The sequence below is a fragment of the Pseudomonas citronellolis genome, from assembly GCF_900112375.1.
Lineage (GTDB): Bacteria > Pseudomonadota > Gammaproteobacteria > Pseudomonadales > Pseudomonadaceae > Pseudomonas > Pseudomonas citronellolis.
The window spans coordinates 113851-137458 of the sequence record NZ_FOLS01000021.1 but is presented as its reverse complement, the minus strand read 5'-3'; the positions used below and the strand labels follow the sequence as shown (position 1 = coordinate 137458).

At 66.0% G+C, this 23608-nt stretch carries 20 protein-coding genes; 17 read left to right on the top strand and 3 right to left on the bottom strand.

Annotation, left to right across the window (positions count from 1 at the left end; all coding sequences use genetic code 11):
• From BM060_RS33155 to BM060_RS20150, 6 genes are all read left to right on the top strand, one after another.
• On the top strand, positions 1–370 hold a 370-nt coding region (locus BM060_RS33155), incomplete at its 5' end, for a hypothetical protein (protein WP_218161394.1).
• A gap of 82 nt (positions 371–452) precedes the next feature.
• Positions 453–995 carry an XAC2610-related protein gene (locus BM060_RS32545; RefSeq protein ID WP_135499945.1) on the top strand — a complete coding sequence of 181 codons (543 nt, stop codon included), beginning with the start codon at positions 453–455 and terminating at the stop codon, positions 993–995.
• Between the two features lie 166 nt (positions 996–1161).
• On the top strand, positions 1162–1752 hold the full coding sequence (locus BM060_RS32540) for a hypothetical protein (RefSeq protein WP_135499944.1): 591 nt from the start codon (positions 1162–1164) through the stop codon (positions 1750–1752).
• A gap of 474 nt (positions 1753–2226) precedes the next feature.
• The gene (locus BM060_RS20160; RefSeq protein WP_074982331.1) at positions 2227–2538 is read left to right on the top strand and encodes an ArsR/SmtB family transcription factor; all 312 of its coding nucleotides are present in this window, start codon (positions 2227–2229) and stop codon (positions 2536–2538) included.
• Between the two features lie 48 nt (positions 2539–2586).
• Positions 2587–3750, top strand: coding sequence for an MFS transporter (locus BM060_RS20155; protein ID WP_058487489.1), 1164 nt, complete (start codon positions 2587–2589; stop codon positions 3748–3750).
• Between the two features lie 58 nt (positions 3751–3808).
• A complete protein-coding gene (locus tag BM060_RS20150) occupies positions 3809–4858 on the top strand; it encodes an alkene reductase (protein ID WP_074982329.1) in 1050 nt (349 codons plus the stop codon).
• Positions 4859–5201: 343 nt separating this feature from the next.
• Here the strand turns inward: BM060_RS20150 and BM060_RS20145 are convergent, their stop codons facing one another.
• Complete coding sequence (locus BM060_RS20145) at positions 5202–6044, bottom strand: coiled-coil domain-containing protein (protein ID WP_074982327.1); 843 nt, start codon at positions 6042–6044, stop codon at positions 5202–5204.
• A 262-nt stretch (positions 6045–6306) separates the two neighbouring features.
• On the opposite strand from BM060_RS20145, the gene BM060_RS20140 reads away from it, so the two are divergent.
• A complete protein-coding gene (locus tag BM060_RS20140; RefSeq protein WP_074982337.1) occupies positions 6307–6576 on the top strand; it encodes a hypothetical protein in 270 nt (89 codons plus the stop codon).
• Between the two features lie 90 nt (positions 6577–6666).
• Here BM060_RS20140 and BM060_RS20135 read toward each other — a convergent pair whose 3' ends face one another.
• Complete coding sequence (locus BM060_RS20135; RefSeq protein ID WP_043314051.1) at positions 6667–7656, bottom strand: NAD-dependent epimerase/dehydratase family protein; 990 nt, start codon at positions 7654–7656, stop codon at positions 6667–6669.
• Positions 7657–7834: 178 nt separating this feature from the next.
• On the opposite strand from BM060_RS20135, the gene BM060_RS20130 reads away from it, so the two are divergent.
• Complete coding sequence (locus tag BM060_RS20130; RefSeq protein ID WP_058070299.1) at positions 7835–8887, top strand: saccharopine dehydrogenase family protein; 1053 nt, start codon at positions 7835–7837, stop codon at positions 8885–8887.
• On the opposite strand, the gene BM060_RS20125 is transcribed toward BM060_RS20130, so the two are convergent.
• Positions 8874–9773 (bottom strand): LysR family transcriptional regulator ArgP, encoded by a 900-nt coding sequence (locus tag BM060_RS20125; RefSeq protein WP_074982325.1) that lies wholly within the window; start codon positions 9771–9773, stop codon positions 8874–8876. The genes BM060_RS20130 and BM060_RS20125 overlap by 14 nt on opposite strands.
• A 175-nt stretch (positions 9774–9948) precedes the next feature.
• Here BM060_RS20125 and BM060_RS20120 point away from each other — a divergent pair, with 175 nt between their 5' ends.
• The 9 genes from BM060_RS20120 (at position 9949) to BM060_RS20080 (ending at position 23496) form a co-directional block, all read left to right on the top strand.
• The gene (locus BM060_RS20120; RefSeq protein WP_074982323.1) at positions 9949–10551 is read left to right on the top strand and encodes a LysE/ArgO family amino acid transporter; all 603 of its coding nucleotides are present in this window, start codon (positions 9949–9951) and stop codon (positions 10549–10551) included.
• 315 nt (positions 10552–10866) lie between these two features.
• Positions 10867–11448: a superoxide dismutase [Fe] gene (sodB, locus tag BM060_RS20115; RefSeq protein ID WP_074982322.1), complete on the top strand. Its 582-nt coding sequence runs from the start codon at positions 10867–10869 to the stop codon at positions 11446–11448.
• A gap of 193 nt (positions 11449–11641) precedes the next feature.
• Positions 11642–13714, top strand: coding sequence for a putative bifunctional diguanylate cyclase/phosphodiesterase (locus BM060_RS20110; protein ID WP_074982320.1), 2073 nt, complete (start codon positions 11642–11644; stop codon positions 13712–13714).
• 128 nt (positions 13715–13842) lie between these two features.
• Positions 13843–15189 carry an imelysin family protein gene (locus BM060_RS20105; RefSeq protein WP_074982318.1) on the top strand — a complete coding sequence of 449 codons (1347 nt, stop codon included), beginning with the start codon at positions 13843–13845 and terminating at the stop codon, positions 15187–15189.
• 176 nt (positions 15190–15365) lie between these two features.
• Positions 15366–16784, top strand: coding sequence for a di-heme oxidoreductase family protein (locus BM060_RS20100; protein WP_074982316.1), 1419 nt, complete (start codon positions 15366–15368; stop codon positions 16782–16784).
• Between the two features lie 10 nt (positions 16785–16794).
• Entirely contained in the window at positions 16795–17856 is a 1062-nt protein-coding gene (locus tag BM060_RS20095; RefSeq protein ID WP_074982315.1) for an imelysin family protein, read from the top strand.
• A gap of 63 nt (positions 17857–17919) precedes the next feature.
• The gene (locus tag BM060_RS20090; protein WP_074982314.1) at positions 17920–19017 is read left to right on the top strand and encodes a DUF1513 domain-containing protein; all 1098 of its coding nucleotides are present in this window, start codon (positions 17920–17922) and stop codon (positions 19015–19017) included.
• Between the two features lie 223 nt (positions 19018–19240).
• Positions 19241–20353 carry an efflux RND transporter periplasmic adaptor subunit gene (locus BM060_RS20085; RefSeq protein WP_074982312.1) on the top strand — a complete coding sequence of 371 codons (1113 nt, stop codon included), beginning with the start codon at positions 19241–19243 and terminating at the stop codon, positions 20351–20353.
• Positions 20354–20442: 89 nt separating this feature from the next.
• Complete coding sequence (locus BM060_RS20080) at positions 20443–23496, top strand: multidrug efflux RND transporter permease subunit (RefSeq protein WP_074982311.1); 3054 nt, start codon at positions 20443–20445, stop codon at positions 23494–23496.
• The last annotated feature ends 112 nt before the right edge of the window (positions 23497–23608 follow it).

Here is a 23608-nt window from a genome sequence, read left to right as displayed (position 1 = left end):
AAATGCACAGAACGATGTATTTATTAAGTCTGAAACTGAAAAGATTGCAAAAAGCATTGGATCAATACCCGTAGCATCGACCCCGAAAAATGATGAGATTTATGTAAACATCACACAGTCTGGCGGTTCGGTTTTCAAAACTATCCATGCAATCAAGGACCAAGAAATTGACCTCATCCCCTCGGGGCTAGAGCTAATATTTTCGGATACTCAGTGCATATATGATACGTCCAACAGCCAACACTGTAGAAACATGAAAGGAACATTCGAGAAGCCAATCTGCATACAGCAAATCGATAATAAAAAGATCCTACAACCCCAAGAGGCTTGTGCTGACATGGAAGCGGAGATAGTCCAACTCGACAACTAACAAACAACAATACAGGAAAATCGCCAAATCTTTCCAAGTTAGGCTACCTCTTACATCAAACAAACTTAAAAAGACGCACACAGTGAGATACATACTGTCTTTACTTGCAATTTTATATCTCCCCAAAATTTTTCCAGCTGAACAATGCACATCTGACGAAAAGCATTCAAAACCATATAACTGTAGAGGTAAGCTCGAAAACAAAATAGAAACTTTACTCGAAAATCTCTCAGACAATGAAAAAATTGAATGCACAGATATAAACTTCGACGGACAACCCGACATTATAATTAGACATCCGCCCTCCGGTCAGACTCAGATGTCATCCGTTTTTATTTTCGACGAAAAAAGTAAGAGTTTCATAAAGAACGAAGAGATAAGCAACATTCCATGCCTTGCAATTGATGAAAAAAACAAAAGGGTTTCAGGAGCCTGTTTTTCTTCAAGCAACTGCGATACCTGGAGTGAAGAATACAAATTTAGCAAGGAGGGAAAATTAGAAATTACTGCTATGAAAGGAACCTACTGCGCCCCCTCAACAGGAGATGCATACTCTTACTTTGAAACATACAATGACGGAAAAATATCCGAAAGAAAAGTAGCCCCAATAGTTAAGAAAGATTAATGGCCCGTCAGGAGCCTAGCCTTGCGCTCCTCCTTCAGACTAAACGAAAAATAAACGACGAAAATAGAAATGATAAGGAATACTTTATCGTCCTACTCATCTACTGCCGCCAAACTATATAGCAAAAGAGCTATCTTTCCTTACCTAACCATATAGAAAAATCCATATGAAAAAGCACAACCCCACTCTTTATATTCTAGGTTCCTTCTATTCATTCTCTGTGAATACTGCCACTGCTGATCAATACAAACATAAACCCTCATCATTCAGCACTAATCAATACCTAATCGAGACTCTAACAGATGGAGATTTAAACACGAAAAAACTGACACTTAAAGATAGCTCACCCTATGTAACTGAACTAGACAAACTACCCACAGCAATAATAGCCAGCACCAATCAGAATAAATTTGAAAAAGCTATAAAATCTGAAAAGAATGCAAAAAACTATAGCAACACACTAAAACTACCAATCGATGATGAGAGTGTGTCAGTTGCTGAGTCGCCCTTAAGTGCTAGAGAACAAGTGAAAATTCCAAACTGGAGCGTATCAGATATGCAGACAGTTATATACCAGGCACCTAATGGATCAGATGGAGTAATGTTAGTATGCATGACATTGCGGCGAACGATGAAGAATGAAAATCTTGCCATATTGCAATGTAATGACTTCTACCCCGAGAGCCTACAAAGACTAGAACGCATTGCAGAAGAAACTGATAACTACTTTGACACCATCTCCCACGACAAACAGTAGAAAACTAGAAAGGAGAGGCGAGAAAGCATGTAGCCCCCTCGTCCAAACCTTAGCGCCAACAACATAAAATGTAGAGTCTTTTAGTATCAAAAGAGGAACACCGTCATTCGAAACCACTAAAAACAGCCGCATCACAAAAGAAAGCGAGAAAACATCACATTAGTTAGCCAAGCTAAACACATTAGCTTTTAGTGCAAGCGCAAGAAACATTCTTTAAACCATAGATGCTATATATAAAGCATCTAGATTCTCACCCGAGGGCTGACTACCCAGAAGAATTAGCACTCATCCCCTTCTGCCCACGATCTCCCCTGCCCCTTGGCCGGCCCCACTCCAATCGGCCTAGTGACATCCCCTCTCTCCCACCACCCGCCTACTATCAACCCCATCGATCATCATCATCAGCTCAAACGAATTCATATCGTTTTTCACCGATATATAGTTCGTTCCCAAGCGATACACACAAAGGCAGCGATGAGCGAAGCACTGAACCTCGACAAAATCTTCAAGGCCCTGGCCCACCCGGTGCGGCGCGACATGCTGCGCTGGCTGAAGGAGCCGGAGCGCTATTTCGACGAGCAGGAGCACCAGCCTTTCGCCATCGGCGTCTGCGCCGGGAAGTTCGACCAGCGCACCGGGTTGTCGCAATCCACCGTGTCGGCGCATCTGGCCACCCTCCAGCGCGCCGGCCTGGTGACCAGTCGGAAAATCGGCCAGTGGCACTTCTTCAAACGCAATGAAGACACCATCGCGGCCTTTGTTCGCCACTTGAGCGAAGCGCTGTAGTCACAGCGAACTGCCTAGAACGTCCCACTTTCTTCCAGGAGCAGGCGCATGCCCCTTCCGCTTCTCGTCCTCGCTTTGTCCGCGTTCGCCATCGGCACCACGGAATTCGTCATCATGGGGCTGCTGCCGGACGTGGCCGGCGACCTCGCGGTGTCCATCCCCAGCGCCGGCTGGCTGGTCAGCGGCTATGCCTTCGGCGTGGCCATCGGCGCGCCCATCATGGCGCTGCTGACCGCCAAGCTCCCGCGCAAGCGCGCGCTGCTGATGCTCATGGGCATCTTCATCCTCGGCAACTTCCTCTGCGCCGTCGCCGCCAGCTACGGCATGCTGATGCTGGCGCGGATCGTCACCGCGCTGTGCCATGGCGCCTTCTTCGGTATCGGTTCGGTGGTCGCCGCCGGCCTGGTGCCGGCCAACCGCCGGGCTTCGGCCGTGGCGCTGATGTTCACCGGGCTGACCCTCGCCAACGTGCTCGGCGTGCCCCTGGGCACCGCGCTGGGCCAGGTCGCCGGCTGGCGCTCGACCTTCTGGGTGGTGACCGTCATCGGCGTGTTCGCGCTCATCGGCCTGTGGCGCATCCTGCCCGCCGGGCATGACGAAGAGGCCGTGGACCTGCGCCAGGAAGCCGCGGCCCTGCGCAGCGGCCAGCTGTGGCTGGCGCTGGCCACCACCGTGCTGTTCTCCGCCGCGGTGTTCGCCCTGTTCACCTACGTCGCGCCGCTGCTCGGCGAGGTCACCCAGGTGTCGCCGCGCGGCGTGACCTGGACCCTGGTGCTGATCGGCCTGGGCCTGACCTTCGGCAACATCCTCGGCGGCCGCCTCGCCGACTGGCGCCTGGGCACCACCCTGGCCGGGGTGTTCGCCACCATGGCCGTGGTTTCCGCGGCGCTGAGCTGGACCAGCCACGCGCTGCTGCCGGCCGAGATCACCCTGTTCGTCTGGGCCGCGGCCGCCTTCGCCGCCGTGCCGGCCCTGCAGGTCAACGTGGTGCGCGTCGGCCAGAGCGCGCCGAACCTCGTCGCCACCCTGAACATCGGCGCCTTCAACGTCGGCAACGCCATCGGCGCCTGGGTCGGCGGCAGCGTCATCGACCACGGCCTGGGCCTGACCCGCGTGCCCCTGGCCGGCGCCCTGCTCGCGGTACTGGCGCTGATCGCGGTGATGATCGCCTTCAGCGGCAAGCCCAACCAGGCGCAGCCCGTCCTGGACTGAATCCAGCCGAACCCTCACCGAACCCTCACCCAACATCCCGTAACGGAGCACCGCAGCAATGACCACGCTCTTCGACCCGATCACCCTCGGCGACCTGCAACTGCCGAACCGCATCATCATGGCCCCGCTGACCCGCTGCCGCGCCGACGAGGGCCGCGTGCCCAACGCGCTGATGGCCGAGTACTACACCCAGCGCGCCGACGCCGGCCTGATCCTCAGCGAAGCCACCGCGGTGACGCCCATGGGCGTCGGCTACCCCGACACCCCCGGCATCTGGTCCGACGACCAGGTCCGCGGCTGGAGCAACGTGACCAAGGCCGTGCACGCCAACGGCGGGCGCATCTTCCTGCAGCTGTGGCACGTCGGCCGCATCTCCGACCCGCTGTACCTGAACGGCGAAACGCCGGTGGCGCCCAGCGCCATCCAGCCGGCCGGCCACGTCAGCCTGGTGCGCCCGATCAAGGAGTTCGTCACCCCGCGCGCCCTGGAGACCGAGGAAATCGCCGACATCGTCGAGGCCTACCGCCAGGGCGCCGAGAACGCCAAGGCCGCCGGCTTCGACGGCGTGGAGATCCACGGCGCCAACGGCTACCTGCTCGACCAGTTCCTGCAGAGCAGCACCAACCAGCGCACCGACCAGTACGGCGGCTCCGTCGAGAACCGCGCGCGCCTGCTGCTGGAAGTCACCGACGCCGCCATCGAAGTCTGGGGCGCCGGCCGCGTCGGCGTGCACCTGGCGCCGCGCATGGACTCCCACGACATGGGCGATGCCGACCCGCTGGCGACCTTCGGCTACGTGGCCCGCGAACTGGGCAAGCGCGGCATCGCCTTCATCTGCACCCGCGAGAAGGAAGGCCCCGACAGCATCGGCCCGAAACTGAAGGAAATCTTCGGCGGCCCGTACATCGCCAACGAGCGCTTCACCAAGGCCAGCGCCAACGCCTGGCTGGCCAGCGGCAAGGCGGACGCGGTGGCCTTCGGCATCCCCTTCATCGCCAACCCGGACCTGGTGGAGCGTCTGGCCAAGGATGCGCCGCTGAACGAAGCGCATCCGGAAACCTTCTACGCCAAGGGGCCGGTCGGGTATCTGGATTACCCGCGGTTGTAAGGACAGGGCATGAAGAAAAGGGCGCCTTCGGGAGGCGCCCTTTTCGTTTGTGGCGTGGCGCTTTTCGTAGGATGGGTTGAGTTTGCGAAGAGCCTAGAGCCCCTCTCCCTGAAGGGAGAGGGGGCTTGTCCGCGCCGAGAAAAGGTATGGTTTCCGCTGGAAACTACTGTGCCAGCCGGCTAACTCGGGAAAACCAGGCCGCACCGAACGGTCCCCTCTCCCTTCAGGGAGAGGGTTAGGGAGAGGGAACGGAGCCAACCCAAAGCACGAAAGCCACCGGTGAATACCGTTACAAACCATGTAGGACGCGAATCGTGGGCAGGGCCCGCTCCTACACGGGGACTCAGCGGTTGGTCAGCTGCTGCTGGAGGTTCTGCACCTGCGCCTGCAGCGCGTTGATGTTGCGCGTGACCTGGGCGCGGAAGGCGTCGAATTCGGCGGTGCTGCCGCCCTGCTGGCCCTGCTTGCCCTCGACTTCGCTGCGCAGGATCAGCAGGTCGTCCTGGATGCTCTTGATCGACTGGCTCTGGTCGCCGCGCTTCTTCAGTGCCGCGATGTCGGCGCTCAGGTTCTGGATCTGCGCGTTGGCGGTGGCCAGGTCGCCCTGCAGGCTCTTCACCTTGGCCTGTTCATCGGCTAGCGATTTGATCTTGCCGTCGAGCTGGGCGATCAGCTGCGCGGCGCTGTCCTGCTGGGCCTTGAGTTCGTTGTTCAACTGGTCGAGGCGCTTGGCTTGCTGGCCGTCGATCTGCGACAGCGAGTCCTGCTGCTGGCGCGCCTGGTCGGCGAGCCGGCCTTGCAGTTGCTTGACCTGCAGCTTGAGCTGCTCGCGCTCGCTGGTCACCGAGGACTCGTTCTGGACGAACTTGCCGCGGATGTCGTCGAGGCGGCCGGCGGCTTCCTCGCTGATCTTGGCGAAGCTTTCCTGGGTGGCGATCAGTTGCTGCTCCATCAGCGTCAGTTGCTGGTGGCTCCACCAGGCCACGCCGCCGAGGGCGATGGCCATGGCCGCCACCAGCGCCCACAGCGGACCGGTGCTGCCGCCCTGGGCCTTGGGCTGGGGCGCCAGGCGCTTGCCGTCGGGCTCGTAGACGCGGCGCGGATGGTGGCCGAACTCGTCGCGGTCGGCGGCGTCGGTGGTCAGGCTGGGCACATCGTCGAAGTCGTCGAAACTATCGTTACGCATGAAGGAAACCTGTGGGGGAAAGCGGCATGGCGCCTGCGCAGGGCGCAGTATATCCGTTCGCGCCGACGGCTTGGACAGCGCGCCATCGGGGGGCGCGGCGCACCGCGGCGGCGCGCACGGGCCCAGGCAAAGACCACGCCGGCGCGGCCGGGGTTCCCGCCAGGCCGCGGAAATAATGGCAAGGCGACAGTATGGCATATGCCTTGCTCTGCCTCCGCACCGGCGCCGCCCTGGCGCCCACTGCGGGGGAGGGAGTTGGGTGATCGAATTCAACAAGGCCATCCTGGACTGCATGCGCGAACTGCGCCGCCGTCTGCGCGAGGAACAGGCGCTGGACATCCAGTTCCAGCAGGCCGATGCCATCGCGCTCATGCTGCGCGCCTGCGAGGGCTCCAGCCGGGACGACACCCGCGAGCTGGGCCAGCGCCTCAGCGAGCTGAGCGGCGTGCGCCTGCCGCGGGTGGTGCAGGAGCCGAGCTTCCTGCCCAGCGAGTCCGGGCAGCGGCATTACTCGGGGCCGTTGCGCGGGTGACGGCGGGGTCGGGTGCAGCATGGACCCAGGCGATGGGTTTCGCTGCGCTCAACCCATCCTACGGAAGCGATGAAGGCTGCGGGGGACGTTTCAGAGCCCGCTGGCTTTCCACCAGTCGCAGAACTCGTCCACCGCGTCCCACAGGCTGGCGCGCGGCTCGTAGCCGAGGAACTGGCGGGCGCGGCTGATATCCAGGCTGAAGTCCTTGGCCAGCACCGCCATGCCCATGCGCGTCAGCACCGGCTCGGGACGGCCCGGGCGCAGGTAGCAGAGGCCTTCATTCAGCGCCGCCACCGACCAGGCCAGGGGATAGGGCATGTGCGCGGTCACCGGCGGCAGGTCGAGGCGGCGCATCACGTAGTTGACCACGTCCCACAGCGGCACCGGCTGGCCGTTGCTGATGTTGTAGGCCTGGCCCAGCGCGGTGCCGGTGACCAGCAGCGCGCTGAACAGGGCGTCGTTGAGGTTCTGGATGCTGGTGAAGTCGACCTTGTTCAGGCCCTTGCCGATGATCTTCAGCTTGCCCTTGCGCTGCGCCGCGATCATTCGCGGGAAGATGCTGGTGTCGCCAGCGCCGGTGACGAAGCGCGGACGCAGCGCCAGCACCTCCAGGCCGAACTCGGCGGCGCCCAGGGCGACCTTCTCCGACTGGTACTTGGTGGCGCCGTAGTGGTTGGCGAAGCGCGTCGGCACCTGGTCTTCGTTCAGGCCGACGTGGGCGCGGCCGTCGAAGTAGATCGACGGCGAGGACAGATGCACCAGGCGCCGCACGCCCTGTTTCAGGCAGGCCTCGACCACGCTTTCGGTCATCACCACGTTGGCCTGGTGGAAGTGTTCGTAGGGGCCCCACACGCCTACCGCGCCGGCGCAGTGCACCACCGCATCGACGCCCTCGCACAGGCGCCGCACCAGGGCCGCGTCCGCCAGGTCGCCCGGCATGAACTCCGCGCCCCGCCGCACCAGCGGCTCCAGGGCCTCGGCGCGACGGCCGTTGACGCGCACCGCCAGGCCCTGTTCCAGGGCGAAGCGGGCGAAACGCCCGCCGATGAACCCGCTGGCGCCGGTGACCAGAATCTTCATGCACGCACCTCTATAGTTGTTGTCTGCCGACTCTAGCAGGCCACCCGCCCGGCCACGCTGGCCGCGCACGCCAGAACGGCGTCCTTGCGAGCCGCCCGACTCGCGGCCGGGTGACAGCCGGCGCCGAGGCCGGTTAGAACCCCGACGATCCTTCCCCGTTCCCTGTGCGAGGCCCCGAATGAGCAAGCCCTACTGGATGATCTACGGCGCCAACGGCTACACCGGCCGCCTGGTGGCCGAGGAGGCCCGGCGCCAGGGCCTGAGCCCGCTGCTGGGCGGGCGCGATCCCGCCGCCGTGCAGGCGCTGGGCAGCGTGCTGGGCCTGGAGTGCCGGGTATTCGGCGCCGAGGGCGCGGGCGCGGCCCTGGCCGACGTCGCCGTGCTGGCCAACTGCGCCGGGCCCTTCTCCGCCACCGCCGCGCCCCTGCTGGAGGCGTGCCTGGCCAATGCCACGCACTACGTCGACATCACCGGCGAGATCGGCGTCTTCGAACACGCCCACGGCCTGGATGAACGCGCCCGCGCCGCCGGCTGCGTGGTCTGCCCCGGCGTCGGCTTCGACGTCATCCCCACCGACTGCGTCGCCGCCTGCCTGGCCGAGGCCCTGCCCGATGCAACCCAACTGGCGCTGGGCTTCGACACCGGCAGCGGGCTCTCGCCGGGCACCGCCGCGACCACGGTGGAAGGCCTGAAGCTGGGCGGCAAGGTGCGCCGCGACGGCCGCCTGGTGGAGGTGCCGCTGGGCTACAAGCGCCGCGACATCGACTTCGGCCGCGGCCTCAAGCATGCCGTGAGCATTCCCTGGGGCGACGTCGCCACCGCCTTCTACAGCACCGGCATCCCCAACATCGAGGTGTACCTGCCAGCGCCGCCGCTGGCGGCCATGGGCATGCGCCTGATCGACCCACTGCGCCCGCTGCTCGGCCGCGACGGCGTCCAGCACTGGCTCAAGCGCCAGGTGCAGCGGCGCGTGAAGGGCCCCGACGAGCAGGCGCGCGGCCGGTTGCGCACCTGGGTCTGGGGCGAGGTGCGCAACGGCCGCGGCGAGCGGCGCACCGCGCGCCTGGAGACCGCCAACGGCTACGACGTCACCGTGCACGGCGTGCTCCTGGCTGTGCGCCACCTGCTCGGCCACGACGGCCCCGGCGGCTACTTCACGCCCTCGCAGCTGTTCGGCCCGCGCTGCGTGGAGGCCCTGCCGGGCAGCGGGCGCATCGTCATCCGCGGCTGATCGGCACCAGGCTGGCGGCGGCCCGGCGCAGCAGGTGGGCAGTCAGCGCGGCGAGCAGCTCGCCGCCGTTGCGCCAGTGGTGCCAGTACAGCGGCACGTCGATGACCTGGCCCGGCAGCAGTTCCACCAGTTCGCCGCTGGCCAGTTCGCCCTGCACCTGCTGCTCCGGCACCAGGCCCCAGCCCAGGCCGCCGCAGGTCATGCGCACGAAGCCCTCGGACGAGGGGCACAGGTGGTAGATGAAGGTGCCGTCCACGCCGAGGTCGGCGAGGTAGCGGTGCTGCAACTGGTCATCCGGGCCGTAGACGATCGCCGGCGCCCGCGCCAGGGCCTCGGCGCGCACCCCCTTGGGAAAATGCCGGGCAACGAACGCCGGACTGGCCAGACCGCGGTAGCGCATCGCTCCCAGCGGCTCGCTGCGCGCCCCCGCCACCGGCCGCGGGCTGGCGCACAGGCAGCCGGCCACTTCGCCGGCGCGCATGCGCTTGAGGCCCACCTCCTGGTCTTCCACCACCAGGTCCAGCAGCACCCGGCGCTCGGCGCAGAAGTCACCGATGGCAGCGGCCCACCAGGTCGCCAGGCTGTCGGCGTTGAGCGCCAGGCGCAGGCGCTCGGGCGAGCCGCCTTCGTCCAGCGCCGGCACCCACTGCTGCAGGTCGCCCTCCAGCAGGCGCACCTGCTGCACGTGGTTGAGCAGGCGGCGGCCCAGCTCGGTGGGCTGCGGCCGCGCCGCGCGCACCAGCACCGGCTGGCCGACGCGCGCCTCGAGCAGCTTGATGCGCTGCGAGATCGCCGACTGCGACAGGCCCAGCGCCTGGGCGCCGCGTTCGAAGCCGCCCTGCTCCACTACCGCCGCCAGGGCGGCCAGCAACTTGTAGTCGAACATCAGTTTTCCTAATGAGCCATCAACAGGATTCGTTTTCCTTATACAGGCACAACCCCCAGACTCGCCAGGCATTCCCCCTCGAACCCGTCCACCGGAGCCCGACCATGCCTGGCCTGACCCTCCCCGTTCCTTCGCTGCCCCGCCAGCGCCCCAGCCATCAAGGGAGGGCCTGAGCATGTGGCAGAGCTACCTCAACGGCCTGCTGGTGGCCGCCGGCCTGATCATCGCCATCGGCGCGCAGAACGCCTTCGTCCTGGCCCAGAGCCTGCGCCGCGAGCATCACCTGTCGGTGGCCGCGCTCTGCGTGCTGTGCGACGCCGTGCTGGTCAGCGCCGGGGTGTTCGGCCTGGCCAAGGTGCTGGCGGAAAACCCCACGCTGCTGGCCGTGGCCCGCTGGGGCGGGGTGATCTTCCTGACCTGGTACGGCGCCAAGGCGCTGCGCCGCGCCATCGCCCCGCAGGCCATGGGCGAGGCCGGGCAGACCGGCCCGCGCTCGCGCCGCGCGGTGCTGATGGCGGCGCTGGCGGTAACGCTGCTCAACCCCCACGTGTACCTGGACACCGTGCTGCTGATCGGCTCCCTCGGCGCCCAGCAGGCCGCCCCCGGCGCCTACGCCATGGGCGCGGCCAGCGCCTCGCTGCTGTGGTTCTTCACCCTGGCCCTGGGCGCCGCCTGGCTCGCGCCCTGGCTGGCGCGCCCGGCCACCTGGCGCCTGGTCGACCTGATGGTGGCGGTGATGATGCTGGGCATGGCCAGCCAACTGGTGCTGGCCAGCTGAACGCCGGCGGGACGAAAAAACGAACGTCGAACGGTCATCACAGTCAGCTATAGCGAATCGCGGCGAACGCCCTGCGCCGCGCAGCGATGGGCCTTTGCCCCTACAGTTGCTGCGTGGATATGCCAGGGGGCGGGTGCTATGATCCGACCTTCGCGGCGCCAGCCTGCTAGGCCTGCTGGACGCACCCGACGCGCGCCTCGCTCTGCGGAGCAGGGGCGCTACGTACGGATGCCGCGACAATAACCGAACCGGCCCCGTGTACCGGTCGCGCGTTCGCCGCGCTAGCCCTGACCTGAGGAAGATAGGAGAGACACCATGGCTTTCGAATTGCCGCCGCTGCCTTACGCCAAGAATGCCCTTGAGCCGCACATTTCCGCGGAAACCCTCGAGTACCACCACGACAAGCACCACAACGCCTACGTCGTGAACCTGAACAACCTGATCCCGGGCACCGAGTTCGAAGGCAAGAGCCTGGAAGACATCGTCAAGACCTCTTCGGGCGGCATCTTCAACAACGCCGCCCAGGTGTGGAACCACACCTTCTACTGGGAATGCCTGGCTCCCAACGGCGGTGGCCAGCCCACCGGCGCCCTGGCCGATGCCATCAACGCCGCCTTCGGTTCCTTCGACAAGTTCAAGGAAGAGTTCACCAAGACCGCCATCGGCACCTTCGGCTCCGGCTGGGCCTGGCTGGTGAAGAAGGCCGACGGTTCCCTGGCCCTGGCCAGCACCATCGGCGCCGGCAACCCGCTGACCAGCGGCGACGCCCCGCTGCTGACCTGCGACGTGTGGGAACACGCCTACTACATCGACTACCGCAACCTGCGTCCGAAGTACGTCGAAGCCTTCTGGAACCTGGTCAACTGGGACTACGTGGCGAAGAACTTCGCTGCCTGATACCCTCGGTTGCTCCGCGGAAACCCGGCCTGAAGCCGGGTTTCTGCTTTCTGCGCGCCAGAAGGACAAGGCTCGGCTAACCTGAGAGTCGGATTTGGTCGGAAAAAGGGTGATGGCCCTTTGACGTCAAAGCTCCGTTTGCCAATACTCAGACCTGTCTTTCGCCGGATGGCGATGAACAAGGAAAGCACCCTTGAAACTGGACCCCCGGCACAGGCTCTCCCTCAAGCTGCTGCGCGTCGTACTGCTCGCGGCGCTGGTGGTGGGTGTCGTCCTGAGTTGCGCGCAGATCGTCTTCGACGCCCACAAGGCGCGGCAGGCGGTGCACAACGATGCCCAGCGGATCCTCGCCATGGTCCGCGACCCGTCCACCCAGGCGGTCTACAGCCTGGACCGCGACATGGCCATGCAGGTGCTCGAAGGCCTGTTCCAGCATGAAGCGGTGCGCTACGCCGCCATCGGCCACCCCGACGAACCCATGCTGGCGGAGAAATCCCGCCCGCTGCTGGACTCCCCCACCCGCTGGCTCACCGACCCCATCCTCGGCCCCGAGCAGCACTATTCCATCCGCCTGGTCGGCCGCGGCGAGCCCGGCGAGTACTACGGCGACCTGAAGATCACCCTGGACACCGCGCCCTACGGCCAGGACTTCGTGGTCACCTCGGTGATCATCTTCCTCTCCGGCATCCTCCGCGCCCTGGCCATGGGCCTGGTGCTGTTCCTGGTCTACCACTGGCTGCTGACCAAGCCGCTGTGGCGCATCATCGACCACCTCACCAGCATCAACCCCGACCGCCCCGGCGAGCACAAGCTGCCGATGCTGGCCGGCCACGAGCACAATGAACTGGGGTTGTGGATCAACACCGCCAACCAGTTGCTGGAATCCATCGAGCGCAACGGCCACCTGCGCCGCGAGGCGGAGAACAGCCTGCTGCGCATCTCCCAGTACGACTTCCTCACCGGCCTGCCGAACCGCAAGCTGCTGCAGCAGCGCCTGGACCAGATCCTTTCCGACGCCGGCCGCGAGGAGCGCCGCGTGGCGGTGCTGTGCCTGGGCCTGGACGACTTCAAGGGCATCAACGAGCAGCACGGCTACCAGTTCGGCGACCAGCTGCTGATCGCCCTGGCCGACCGCCTGCGCGGCCACAGCGCCCAGCTCGGCGCCCTGGCGCGCCTGGGCGGCGACCAGTTCGCCCTGGTCCAGGCCGACATCGAGCAGCCCTACGAGGCGGCGGAACTGGCCCAGCAGATCCTCGACGACCTGGAGCTGCCCTTCCAGCTCGACGAGCAGCCGGTGCAACTGCGCGCCACCATCGGCATCACCCTCTACCCCGAGGATGGCGAGAGCACCGAGAAGCTGCTGCAGAAGGCCGAGCAGACCATGACCCTGGCCAAGACCCGCTCGCGCAACCGCTACCAGTTCTACATCGCCAGCGTCGACAGCGAGATGCGCCGCCGCCGCGAGCTGGAGAAGGACCTGCGCGAGGCGTTGTCGCGCAACGAGCTGCACATCGTCTACCAGCCGCAGGTGGACTACCGCGACCACCGCGTGGTCGGCGTCGAGGCCCTGCTGCGCTGGCAGCACCCGACCCAGGGCTGGGTCGCGCCGGACCTGTTCATCCCCCTGGCCGAGCAGAACGGCAGCATCTTCGCCATCGGCGAATGGGTGCTCGACCAGTCCTGCAAGCAACTGCGCGAATGGCACGACCAGGGCTTCGACGACCTGCGCCTGGCGGTCAACCTGTCCACCGTGCAGCTGCGCCACAACGCCCTGCCCAGGGTGGTCAGCAACCTGTTGCAGATCCACCGCCTGCCGCCGCGCTCGCTGGAGCTGGAAGTCACCGAGACCGGCCTGATGGAAGACATTTCCACCGCCGCCCAGCACCTGCTCAGCCTGCGCCGCGCCGGCGCGCTGATCGCCATCGACGACTTCGGCACCGGCTATTCCTCGCTCAGCTACCTGAAGAGCCTGCCGCTGGACAAGATCAAGATCGACAAGAGCTTCGTCCAGGACCTGCTGCAGGACGACGACGACGCCACCATCGTCCGGGCCATCATCCAGCTGGGCAAGAGCCTGGGCATGCAGGTCATCGCCGAGGGCGTGGAGACCATCGAGCAGGAGGCCTACATCATCGACCAGGGCTGCCACGAGGGGCAGGGCTACCTGTACAGCAAGCCGCTGCCGGCGCGCGAGCTGACCCTCTATCTGAAGCAGGCGCGGCGCCTGGCCGAGGCCGCCGGCAGCTCCAGCATCGAACGCCGCTGATCCCCCCGCGGTGAAGGCTGCTGGCAAATCGCAAGCGCGGCCTTTTCAAAAATGCAAATCTTTCGCATTATGTTGCCGCTTTCGTTGCGCACACCTTTTTGCGCCACCCTCATGCTAAGGAACCCGCCATGACTCGTATGCCCTGGGCCACCGCCAGCCTGCTGGCCATCGCTATCTCCCTCGCCGGCTGCGGCGACGACAAGAAAGAAGCTTCCGCCCCGGCCAGCCAGGCCGCCACCCCGGCCGCCAGCACCCAGAGCGCCGCCCCGGCCGCCGCCAAGGTCGACGAGGCCGCGGTCAAGGCCGTGGTGAAGAACTACGCGGACATGGCGGAGGCCGTCTTCAGCGACTCCCTGACTACCGCCCAGGCCCTGCAGAAGGCCGTCGACGCCTTCCTCGCCAAGCCCAGCGAAGAAACCCTCAAGGCCGCCCGCGAGGCCTGGCTGGCCGCGCGCGTGCCCTACTCGCAGAGCGAAGCCTTCCGCTTCGGCAACAAGGTGGTCGACGACTGGGAAGGCGCGGTCAACGCCTGGCCGCTGGATGAAGGCCTGATCGACTACGTCGCCAAGGACTACCAGCACGCCGAGGGCAACCCGGCCGCCAGCGCCAACATCGTCGCCAACACCGAGATCCAGGTCGGCGAAGACAAGATCGACGTCAAGGAAATCACCGGCGAGAAGCTGGCCAGCCTGAACGAAGTGGCCGGCTCCGAAGCCAACGTCGCCACCGGCTACCACGCCATCGAGTTCCTCCTCTGGGGCCAGGACCTCAACGGCACCAAGCCCGGCGCCGGCAACCGCCCCTACACCGACTACGTCCAGGGCAAGGACTGCACCAACGGTCACTGCGACCGCCGCGCGGCCTACCTGAAAGCCGTCACCGACCTGCTGGTGGCCCAGCTGGAAGAAATGGTCGGCAACTGGAAGGCCGGCGTCGCCGACAACTACCGCGCCAAGCTGGAAGCCGACGGCGCCGACGCCAACCTGCGCAAGATCTTCTTCGGCATGGGCAGCCTGTCCCTGGGCGAGCTGGCCGGCGAGCGCATGAAGGTGGCCCTGGAAGCCAACTCCACCGAAGACGAGCACGACTGCTTCAGCGACAACACCCACCACACCCTGTACTTCAACGCCGAAGGCATCCGCAACATCTACCTGGGCGAGTACAAGCGCGTGGATGGCAGCGTGGTCAAGGGCCCGAGCGTGGCCGACCTGGTGGCCAAGGCCGATGCCCAGGCCAACACCGACCTGAAGGCCGACCTCGACGCCACCCAGGCCAAGATGCAGGCCATCGTCGACCGCGCTGAGAAGGATGGCGTGCACTTCGACCAGATGATCGCCCCGGCCGACGAGGCCGACCACAAGATCATCAGCGACACCATCGCTTCCCTGGTCAAGCAGACCGGCGCCATCGAGAAGGCCGCCGCCGCCCTGGGCATCCAGGACCTGAAACCGGACAACGCCGATCACCAGTTCTGATCGACGCCCGCGCTGCGGCAACCGGCCGCAGCGCACTCCGGCTAACCCAAGGCCCCGCGAACCGGGGCCTTGGCGTTTCATCCGGGCCACACGGCAATAGCGAATACAAATTTTTCATATTTGCATTTGCCCAACTGCTAAGATGGCCCGCCCGTTTTTCAGCCTGGATCGCCTCGATGTACCGCCGTCCAACCGCAGCCCTCGCCGCCCTGCTCGCTACCCTTGCCCTCGCCGGCTGCGGTCGCGAAGAGCCCAAGGCGGTGGCCGAACCGGGCGAGGCCCTGTCCGGCGGCGGCGCCACCGTGTACCAGGCCGACCGCAACGCCTACTCCATGCCCTCGGGCAACCTCACGCCCAGCCGCCGCCTGGACTTCAGCGTGGGCAACAGCTTCTTCCGCAACCCCTGGGTGATCGCGCCCACCACCACCACCGCGCGCGACGGCCTGGGGCCGCTGTACAACACCAACGCCTGCCAGAACTGCCACATCAAGGACGGCCGCGGCCATCCGCCGGGGCCCAAGGACATCAACGCGGTGTCCATGCTGGTGCGCCTGTCGATTCCCGCCGGCGCCGAGGACGCACGCACCCTCAAGCGCCTGGGCGTGGTGCCCGAGCCGGTCTACGGCGGCCAGCTGCAGGACTCGGCGATTCCCGGCGTGGCCCCCGAGGCGCGGGTGCGCATGGACTACGAACCGCTGAAGGTGAGCTTCAAGGACGGCACCGAAGTCGAGCTGCGCAAGCCGATCCTGCGCCTCACCGAACTGGGCTACGGCCCCATGCACCCGGACACCCTGTTCTCCGCCCGCGTCGCCCCGCCGATGATCGGCCTGGGCCTGCTGGAGGCCATCCCCGAAGCGGCGATCCTGGCCAATGCCGACGCCGAGGACCGCAACGGCGACGGCATCCGCGGCCGCGCCAACCGCGTCTGGGACGACGCCCGCCAGCAGACCGTGCTCGGCCGCTTCGGCTGGAAGGCCGGGCAGCCCGACGTGGCGCAGCAGAACACCCACGCCTTCTCCGGCGACATGGGCCTGACCAGCCCCCTGCTGCCCAGCGACGACTGCACCGAGGCCCAGGTCGACTGCCGCCAGGCCGTCGACGGCGGCAAGCCCGAGGTCAGCCAGCGCATCTTCGATCAGGTCGCCTTCTACGCGCGCAACCTCGCGGTGCCGGCGCGGCGCAAGGTCGACGACCCGCAGGTGCTGGCCGGCAAGGCGCTGTTCCACCAGGCCGGCTGCGCCGGCTGCCACACCCCGAAGTTCACCACCGGGCCCGACGCCGCCGAGCCGGAACTGGCCAACCAGGTGATCCGCCCCTACAGCGACCTTCTACTACATGACATGGGCGAGGGACTCGCGGACAATCGCCCGGAATTTCTCGCCAGCGGACGCGACTGGCGCACCCCGCCGCTATGGGGCATCGGCCTGACCGAGGTGGTCAACGGCCATACCCAGTTCCTCCACGACGGGCGCGCGCGCAACCTGCTGGAAGCCGTGCTCTGGCACGGCGGCGAGGCCGAGTCGGCCAGGCAGCGGGTACTGGCCTTCGACGCCGCGCAGCGCAGCGCCCTGCTGGACTTCCTGAATTCACTCTAAGGAGCCGAACATGTTCCGCCCCCGACTACTGCTCACCAGCCTCGCCATCGCCCTGGGCGCCTGCTCGCCGCAGGACCCGCAGGCGACCACCAGCGCCGCGCTGGCCCAGCAGGTGATCCTGCCGGCCTACAGCCGCTGGGTCGACGCAGACCGCGCCCTGGCCGCCAGCTCCCTGGCCTTCTGCCAGGGCAAGGAAGAGCTGGCCAAGGCTCGCGCCGATTTCGTCGCCGCGCAGAAGGCCTGGGCCGAGCTGCAGCCGCTGCTGATCGGCCCGCTGGCCGAGGGCAACCGCGCCTGGCAGATCCAGTTCTACCCGGACAAGAAGAACCTGGTAGCACGCCAGGTGGAGCAACTGCTCAGCGGCGACGCGCAGATCACCCCCGCCACCCTGGCCAAGTCCAGCGTGGTGGTGCAGGGCCTGACCGCCTACGAATACATCCTCTTCGACGCCAGGATCGACCTGGCCGACGCCGCCACCCGCGCGCGCTACTGCCCGCTGCTGGAAGCCATCGGCGAGCACCAGCAGGCCCTGGCCCAGGACATCCTGACGCGCTGGAAGGCCGACAACGGCATGCTCGCGCAGATGAGCAAGTTCCCCAACGAGCGCTACGCCGACGCCCACGAGGCCATCGCCGAGATGATGCGCGTGCAGGTCACCGCCCTGGACATGCTGAAGAAGAAGCTCGGCACCCCGCTGGGCCGCCAGAGCAAGGGCATCCCGCAGCCGTTCCAGGCCGAAAACTGGCGCAGCGACATCTCCCTGGCCAGCCTGGAGTCGAGCCTGAATGGCGCCGAGGCGCTGTGGAAAGGCACCGACGGCAAGGGCCTGCGCGCCCTGCTGCCGAGCGAGCAGAAGGACCTGGCCGGCAAGATCGACGCCGCCTACGCCGACGTCCACGGCAAGTTCGCCGCGCTCAAGCAGCCCCTGGGCGAACTGCTCAAGGACGACGCCGGGATCAAGCAGCTCAACGAGCTGTACGACAGCCTGAACGTGGTCCACCGCCTGCACGAGGGCGAGCTGGCCAAGGCGCTGAACGTACAGCTGGGCTTCAACGCCAACGACGGCGACTGATCAGCTGAGCGCCGGATTTCAGCTCACCAGGTCAGGGTGAATGAAGTGAAAGAGGTGAACGCCATGCTGCGACGTCACGTGATCGGCCTGGGCAGCCTGCTGCTCGGCGCCCTCTCCTTCGGCGGCTGGACGCTGTCGCGCAAGGGCAAGGAGCCCCTGCTGCTGTCCGCCCGCGACGACGCGGATGGCAAGCACTACGCGGTGGGCTACCGCCTGGACGGCAGCTGCGCGTTCGCCACCGAGGTCGGCCTGCGCTGCCACGCCATCGTCCAGCACCCGACGCTGCCGCTGGCGCTGTTCGTGGCCCGCCGCCCGGGGCGCCAGAGCTACCTGGTGAGCCTGGAGGACGGCCGCCTGCTGCAGACACTGGACTCGCAGCCGGACCGCCACTTCTACGGCCACGGCGTGTGGCACAAGGACGGCGAGTGGCTCTACGCCACCGAGAACGACACCACCGCCCCGGGCCGCGGCCTGCTCGGCATCTACCGCTTCGACGGCGAGAAGCTGGCGCACGCCGGTGAAGTACCGACCCACGGCCTGGGCCCCCACGAAGTGGCCTGGCTGCCCGACGGCGAAACCCTGGTGGTGGCCAACGGCGGCATCCGCACCGAGGCCGAAAGCCGGGTGGAAATGAACCTCGACGCCATGGAACCGAGCCTGGTGCTGATGCGCCGCGACGGCTCGCTGGTCTCCAAGGAAACCCTGGCCCAGCAGATGAACAGCGTGCGCCACCTGGCCATCGCCGCCGACGGCACCATCGTCGCCTGCCAGCAGTTCATGGGCGACGCCCACGAGGCCGCCGACCTGCTCGCCATCAAGCGCCCCGGCCAGCCCTTCCAGCCTTTCCTGCTGGGCGAGGAACAGCGCCAGGCAATGGTCCAGTACACCGCCAGCGTGGCGGTGCACGACGAACTGCGCCTGGTGGCCCTGACCGCGCCGCGCGGCAACCGCTTCTTCATCTGGGACCTGGACAGCGGCGCCCTGCGCCTGGACGCGCCGCTGCCCGACTGCGCCGGCGTCGGCGCGGTGAAGGACGGCTTCGTGGTCACCTCCGGCCAGGGCCGCTGCCGCCTCTACGACTGCCGCGGCGAGAAGATCGCCGCCGAGCCGCTGCAACTGCCGCCGGCGTTCTGGGACAACCACCTGCACCTGGCGTCCTGAACCGCGCAGGGCCGCGGTAAATCCTCCGCGAGGGGAAACGTCCTGCAATCAAGGCACTTTGACGCGGCGGCGAACTCCGTCTAATGTGCGCACTTCTGCCCCGCAACGGGGCATTCCCGCCAGGCTCCGGGAACCGATGCAGTCCCGCGAAGGCAGGGCCGGCCATACAGGAACGGGCCCCTCGCAGCGCAGAGCCGCCAGGCACTTACCAAGGAACAGGAACATGTTGCGCCGCATGCTGATCATGCTCGGCGCGGTCGCCGTCATAGTCGCGGTGCTCGCCGGCTCCAAGTACTTCTCCATCCAGAAGCAGATCGCCCAGTTCACCGCGCCGCGCCCGCCGGTCAGCGTCACCGCGGTCAAGGCCGAGGAACTCACCTGGCAGAGCCGCCTGCCGGCCATCGGCACCCTGCGCGCCAACCAGGGCGTGGTGCTCACCGCCGAAGCCTCGGGCACCGTGCGCCAGGTGCTGTTCGCCTCCGGCGAGAAGGTCCGCGTCGACCAGCCCATCGTGCAACTGGAGAACGACGTCGAGGCCGCCACTCTGCGCACCGCCGAGGCCGACCTCAACCTGGCCCAGGTGGAATTCGAGCGCGGCCGCAGCCTGGTCGGCCGCCAGGCCATCTCCAAGAGCGAGTTCGACCGCCTGGCCGCGCAGCTGCAGCGCTCCAGCGCCACGGTCGCGCAGCTCAAGGCGGCGCTGGCGAAGAAGCGTGTGCTCGCCCCCTTCGGCGGCACCATCGGCATCCGCCAGGTGGACGTCGGCGACTACGTCTCGCCGGGCACGCCCATCGCCACCCTGCAGGACCTTTCCACCCTGCTGGTGGACTTCTTCCTGCCGGAACAGGACTTCCCCCGCCTGCAGGTCGGCCAGCGCGTGCTGGTCACGGTCGCGGCCTACCCGGGCCAGGTGTTCGAGGCGCGCATCCAGGCGCTGAACCCGCGGGTGGACAACGAGACGCGCAACCTGCAGGTGCGCGCCGGCATGGCCAACCCCGACGGCAAGCTGCTGCCGGGGATGTTCGCCAGCCTCGAGGTGCAGCTGCCGGAAACCGCGCAGCGCGTGGTGGTGCCGGAAACCGCCATCGCCTTCACCCTGTACGGCAACTCGGTGTACGTGGTGGGGCCGAAGCAGGACAAGGACGGCAAGCCGCAGAACGATGCCAAGGGCCAGCCGCTGCTGGCCGTGGAGCGCCGCTTCGTCAAGGTCGGCGAGCGCCGCGAAGGCAAGGCGGTGATCCTCGACGGCCTGAAGGTCGGCGACCAGGTGGTGACCAGCGGCCAGCTCAAGCTGGACAGCGGCACCCCGGTGGCCATCGTCGACGACGTGCGCTGAGCCGCAACCCAAGCACCAGGGCGGCCCGCTCGGCCGCCGAACCCCGCCCGGCCACGGCCGCGCGGGCGCAATGACAAAGGACTGGAACCATGGCCTTTACCGATCCCTTCATCCGCCGCCCGGTGCTGGCGACGGTGGTCAGCCTGCTGATCGTCCTGCTCGGCATGCAGGCCTTCAGCCGCCTGGTGATCCGCGAATACCCGCAGATGGAGAACGCGCTGATCACCGTCACCACCTTCTACGCCGGGGCCAACGCCGAGACCATCCAGGGCTACATCACCCAGCCGCTGCAGCAGAGCCTGGCCAGCGCCGAAGGCATCGACTACATGACCTCGGTGAGCCGGCAGAACTACTCGGTGATCTCCATCTACGCGCACATCGGCGCCAACACCGACCGCCTGGTGACCGAGCTGCTGTCGAAGATCGGCGAGGTGAAGACGCAGCTGCCGCCCGACGCCGAGGACCCGGTGCTGGACAAGGAAGCCGCCGACGCCTCGGCGCTGATGTACATCAGCTTCTACAGCGAGCACATGGACAACCCGCAGATCACCGACTACCTGTCGCGGGTGATCCAGCCCAAGCTCGCCACCCTGCCGGGTATCGCCGAGGCCGAGATCCTCGGCAACCAGGTGTTCGCCATGCGCCTGTGGCTGGACCCGGTGAAGATGGCCGCCTACGGCATCACCGCCAGCGACATCGACGACGCCGTGCGCAAGTACAACTTCCTCTCCGCCGCCGGCGAGGTGAAGGGCGAGCTGGTGGTCACCAGCGTCAACGCCGCCACCGACCTGAAGTCGCCGCAGGCCTTCGCCGCCATCCCGCTGAAGACCCTGGGCGATCGCCGCGTGCTGATGAGCGACGTGGCGCGGGTGGAACTGGGCGCGGCCAGCTACGACTCGGTCAGCTCGTTCAACGGCATCCCCTCGGTGTACATCGGCATCAAGGGCACGCCCAGCTCCAACCCGCTGGACGTGATCAAGGAAGTCCGCGCCAAGATGCCCGAGCTGGAGGAACAGCTGCCGCCGGACCTGAAGGTGTCCATCGCCTACGACGCCACGCGCTTCATCCAGGCCTCCATCGACGAGGTAGTGAAGACCCTCGGCGAGGCCATCCTCATCGTCATCGTGGTGGTCTTCCTGTTCCTCGGCGCCTTCCGCTCGGTGCTGATCCCGGTGGTGACCATCCCGTTGTCGATGATCGGCGTGCTGTTCTTCATGCAGCTGATGGGCTACTCCATCAACCTGCTGACGCTGCTGGCCATGGTGCTCGCCATCGGCCTGGTGGTGGACGACGCCATCGTGGTGGTGGAGAACATCCACCGCCACATCGAGGACGGCAAGTCGCCCTTCCAGGGCGCCATCGAGGGCGCCCGGGAAATCGCCGTGCCGGTGGTCACAATGACCATCACCCTGGCCGCGGTGTATGCCCCCATCGGCTTCCTCAGCGGCCTGACCGGCGCGCTGTTCAAGGAGTTCGCCTTCACCCTGGCCGGCGCGGTGATCATCTCCGGCGTAGTCGCGCTGACACTGTCGCCGATGATGTGCTCGCGCCTGCTGCGCCACGACGAGAACCCCAGCGGCCTGTCGCACCGCCTGGACCAGCTCTTCGAAGGCCTGAAGCGACGCTACCAGCGCAGCCTCCACGCCACCCTGGACAACCGCCCGGTGGTGCTGGTGTTCGGCGCGCTGGTACTGGCGATCATCCCGCTGCTGCTGGTGTTCACCCACAAGGAACTGGCGCCGGAGGAAGACCAGGGCATCGTCTTCCTCATGGCCAACGCGCCGCAGACCGCCAACCTGGACTACCTGAACAAGTACACCAGCGAGTACGAGCACATCTTCCGCACCTTCCCCGAGTACTATTCGGCGTTCCAGATCAACGGCTACAACGGTGTGCAGAGCGGCATCGGCGGCATGCTGCTCAAACCCTGGGACGAACGCGAGCGCAGCCAGATGGAGCTGCTCCACGCGGTGCAGGCAGAGCTGGACAAGATCCCCGGCCTGCAGATCTTCGGCTTCAACCTGCCGTCGCTGCCGGGCACCGGCGAGGGCCTGCCATTCCAGTTCGTGATCAACACCGCCAGCGACTACGAGTCGCTGCTGCAGGTGGCCGAGCGGGTGAAGAAGCGCGCCGAGGAATCCGGCAAGTTCGCCTTCCTCGACCTCGACCTGGCCTTCGACAAGCCGGAGCTGGTGGTCGACATCGACCGCGCCAAGGCGGCGCAGATGGGCGTGTCCATGCAGGACCTGGGCATCACCCTGGCCAGCCTGCTGGGCGAGGGCGAGATCAACCGCTTCACCATCGACGGGCGCAGCTACAAGGTGATCGCCCAGGTCGAGCGGCGCTTCCGCGAGAACCCCGAGTGGCTGGGCAGCTACTACGTGAAGAACGGCCGCGGCGAGTTGCTGCCGCTGTCCACCGTGGTGACCCTGCACGAGCGCGCGCGGCCGCGCCAGCTCAACCAGTTCCAGCAGCTGAACTCGGCGATCATCTCCGGCGTGCCGCTGGTGAGCATGGGCGATGCCATCGACAGCGTGAAGCAGATCGCCGAGCAGGAGTCGCCGCGCGGCTTCGCCTTCGACTACGCCGGCGCCTCGCGGCAGTTCGTCCAGGAAGGCAACGCGCTGCTGCTGACCTTCGGCCTGGCCCTGGCGGTGATCTTCCTGGTGCTGGCCGCGCAGTTCGAGAGCTTCCGCGACCCGCTGGTGATCATGGTCACGGTGCCGCTGTCGATCTGCGGCGCGCTGGTGCCGCTGTTCCTCGGCCTGTCGAGCCTGAACATCTACACCCAGGTGGGCCTGGTGACGCTGATCGGGCTGATCAGCAAGCACGGCATCCTCATCGTCGAGTTCGCCAACCAGCTGCGCCACGAACGCGGCCTGGGCGTGCGCGAGGCGGTGGAGGAAGCCGCGGCCATCCGCCTGCGCCCGGTGCTGATGACCACCGCGGCCATGGTCCTGGGGGTGATCCCGCTGCTGCTGGCCACCGGCGCCGGCGCGGTGAGCCGCTTCGACATCGGCGTGGTGATCGCCACCGGGATGACCGTGGGCACGCTCTTCACCCTGTTCGTGCTGCCGTGCGTGTACACGCTGGTGGCGAAGAAGGACCTGGCGCCAGAGGGCGAGCCGACACCGGCGCATTGAACGAAAAAGCCCCGCAGCAGCGGGGCTTTTTCTTTGCCGGCCTTGCGGCCGGATCGCGGACGGAGTCCGCTCCTACGGGGGAATGGCGTGGGTGGGGTGGCGTAGGAGCGGA

Excerpts from the sequence above, each read along its gene's own strand:
- BM060_RS32540 (WP_135499944.1), top strand. The coding sequence starts at position 1,162 with ATGAAAAAGCACAACCCCACTCTTTATATTCTAGGTTCCTTCTATTCA.
- BM060_RS20160 (WP_074982331.1), top strand. The coding sequence starts at position 2,227 with ATGAGCGAAGCACTGAACCTCGACAAAATCTTCAAGGCCCTGGCCCAC.
- BM060_RS20155 (WP_058487489.1), top strand. The coding sequence starts at position 2,587 with ATGCCCCTTCCGCTTCTCGTCCTCGCTTTGTCCGCGTTCGCCATCGGC.
- BM060_RS20150 (WP_074982329.1), top strand. The coding sequence starts at position 3,809 with ATGACCACGCTCTTCGACCCGATCACCCTCGGCGACCTGCAACTGCCG.
- BM060_RS20145 (WP_074982327.1), bottom strand. The coding sequence starts at position 6,044 with ATGCGTAACGATAGTTTCGACGACTTCGACGATGTGCCCAGCCTGACC.
- BM060_RS20135 (WP_043314051.1), bottom strand. The coding sequence starts at position 7,656 with ATGAAGATTCTGGTCACCGGCGCCAGCGGGTTCATCGGCGGGCGTTTC.
- BM060_RS20130 (WP_058070299.1), top strand. The coding sequence starts at position 7,835 with ATGAGCAAGCCCTACTGGATGATCTACGGCGCCAACGGCTACACCGGC.
- BM060_RS20125 (WP_074982325.1), bottom strand. The coding sequence starts at position 9,773 with ATGTTCGACTACAAGTTGCTGGCCGCCCTGGCGGCGGTAGTGGAGCAG.
- BM060_RS20120 (WP_074982323.1), top strand. The coding sequence starts at position 9,949 with ATGTGGCAGAGCTACCTCAACGGCCTGCTGGTGGCCGCCGGCCTGATC.
- sodB (WP_074982322.1), top strand. The coding sequence starts at position 10,867 with ATGGCTTTCGAATTGCCGCCGCTGCCTTACGCCAAGAATGCCCTTGAG.
- BM060_RS20105 (WP_074982318.1), top strand. The coding sequence starts at position 13,843 with ATGACTCGTATGCCCTGGGCCACCGCCAGCCTGCTGGCCATCGCTATC.
- BM060_RS20100 (WP_074982316.1), top strand. The coding sequence starts at position 15,366 with ATGTACCGCCGTCCAACCGCAGCCCTCGCCGCCCTGCTCGCTACCCTT.
- BM060_RS20095 (WP_074982315.1), top strand. The coding sequence starts at position 16,795 with ATGTTCCGCCCCCGACTACTGCTCACCAGCCTCGCCATCGCCCTGGGC.
- BM060_RS20090 (WP_074982314.1), top strand. The coding sequence starts at position 17,920 with ATGCTGCGACGTCACGTGATCGGCCTGGGCAGCCTGCTGCTCGGCGCC.
- BM060_RS20085 (WP_074982312.1), top strand. The coding sequence starts at position 19,241 with ATGTTGCGCCGCATGCTGATCATGCTCGGCGCGGTCGCCGTCATAGTC.
- BM060_RS20080 (WP_074982311.1), top strand. The coding sequence starts at position 20,443 with ATGGCCTTTACCGATCCCTTCATCCGCCGCCCGGTGCTGGCGACGGTG.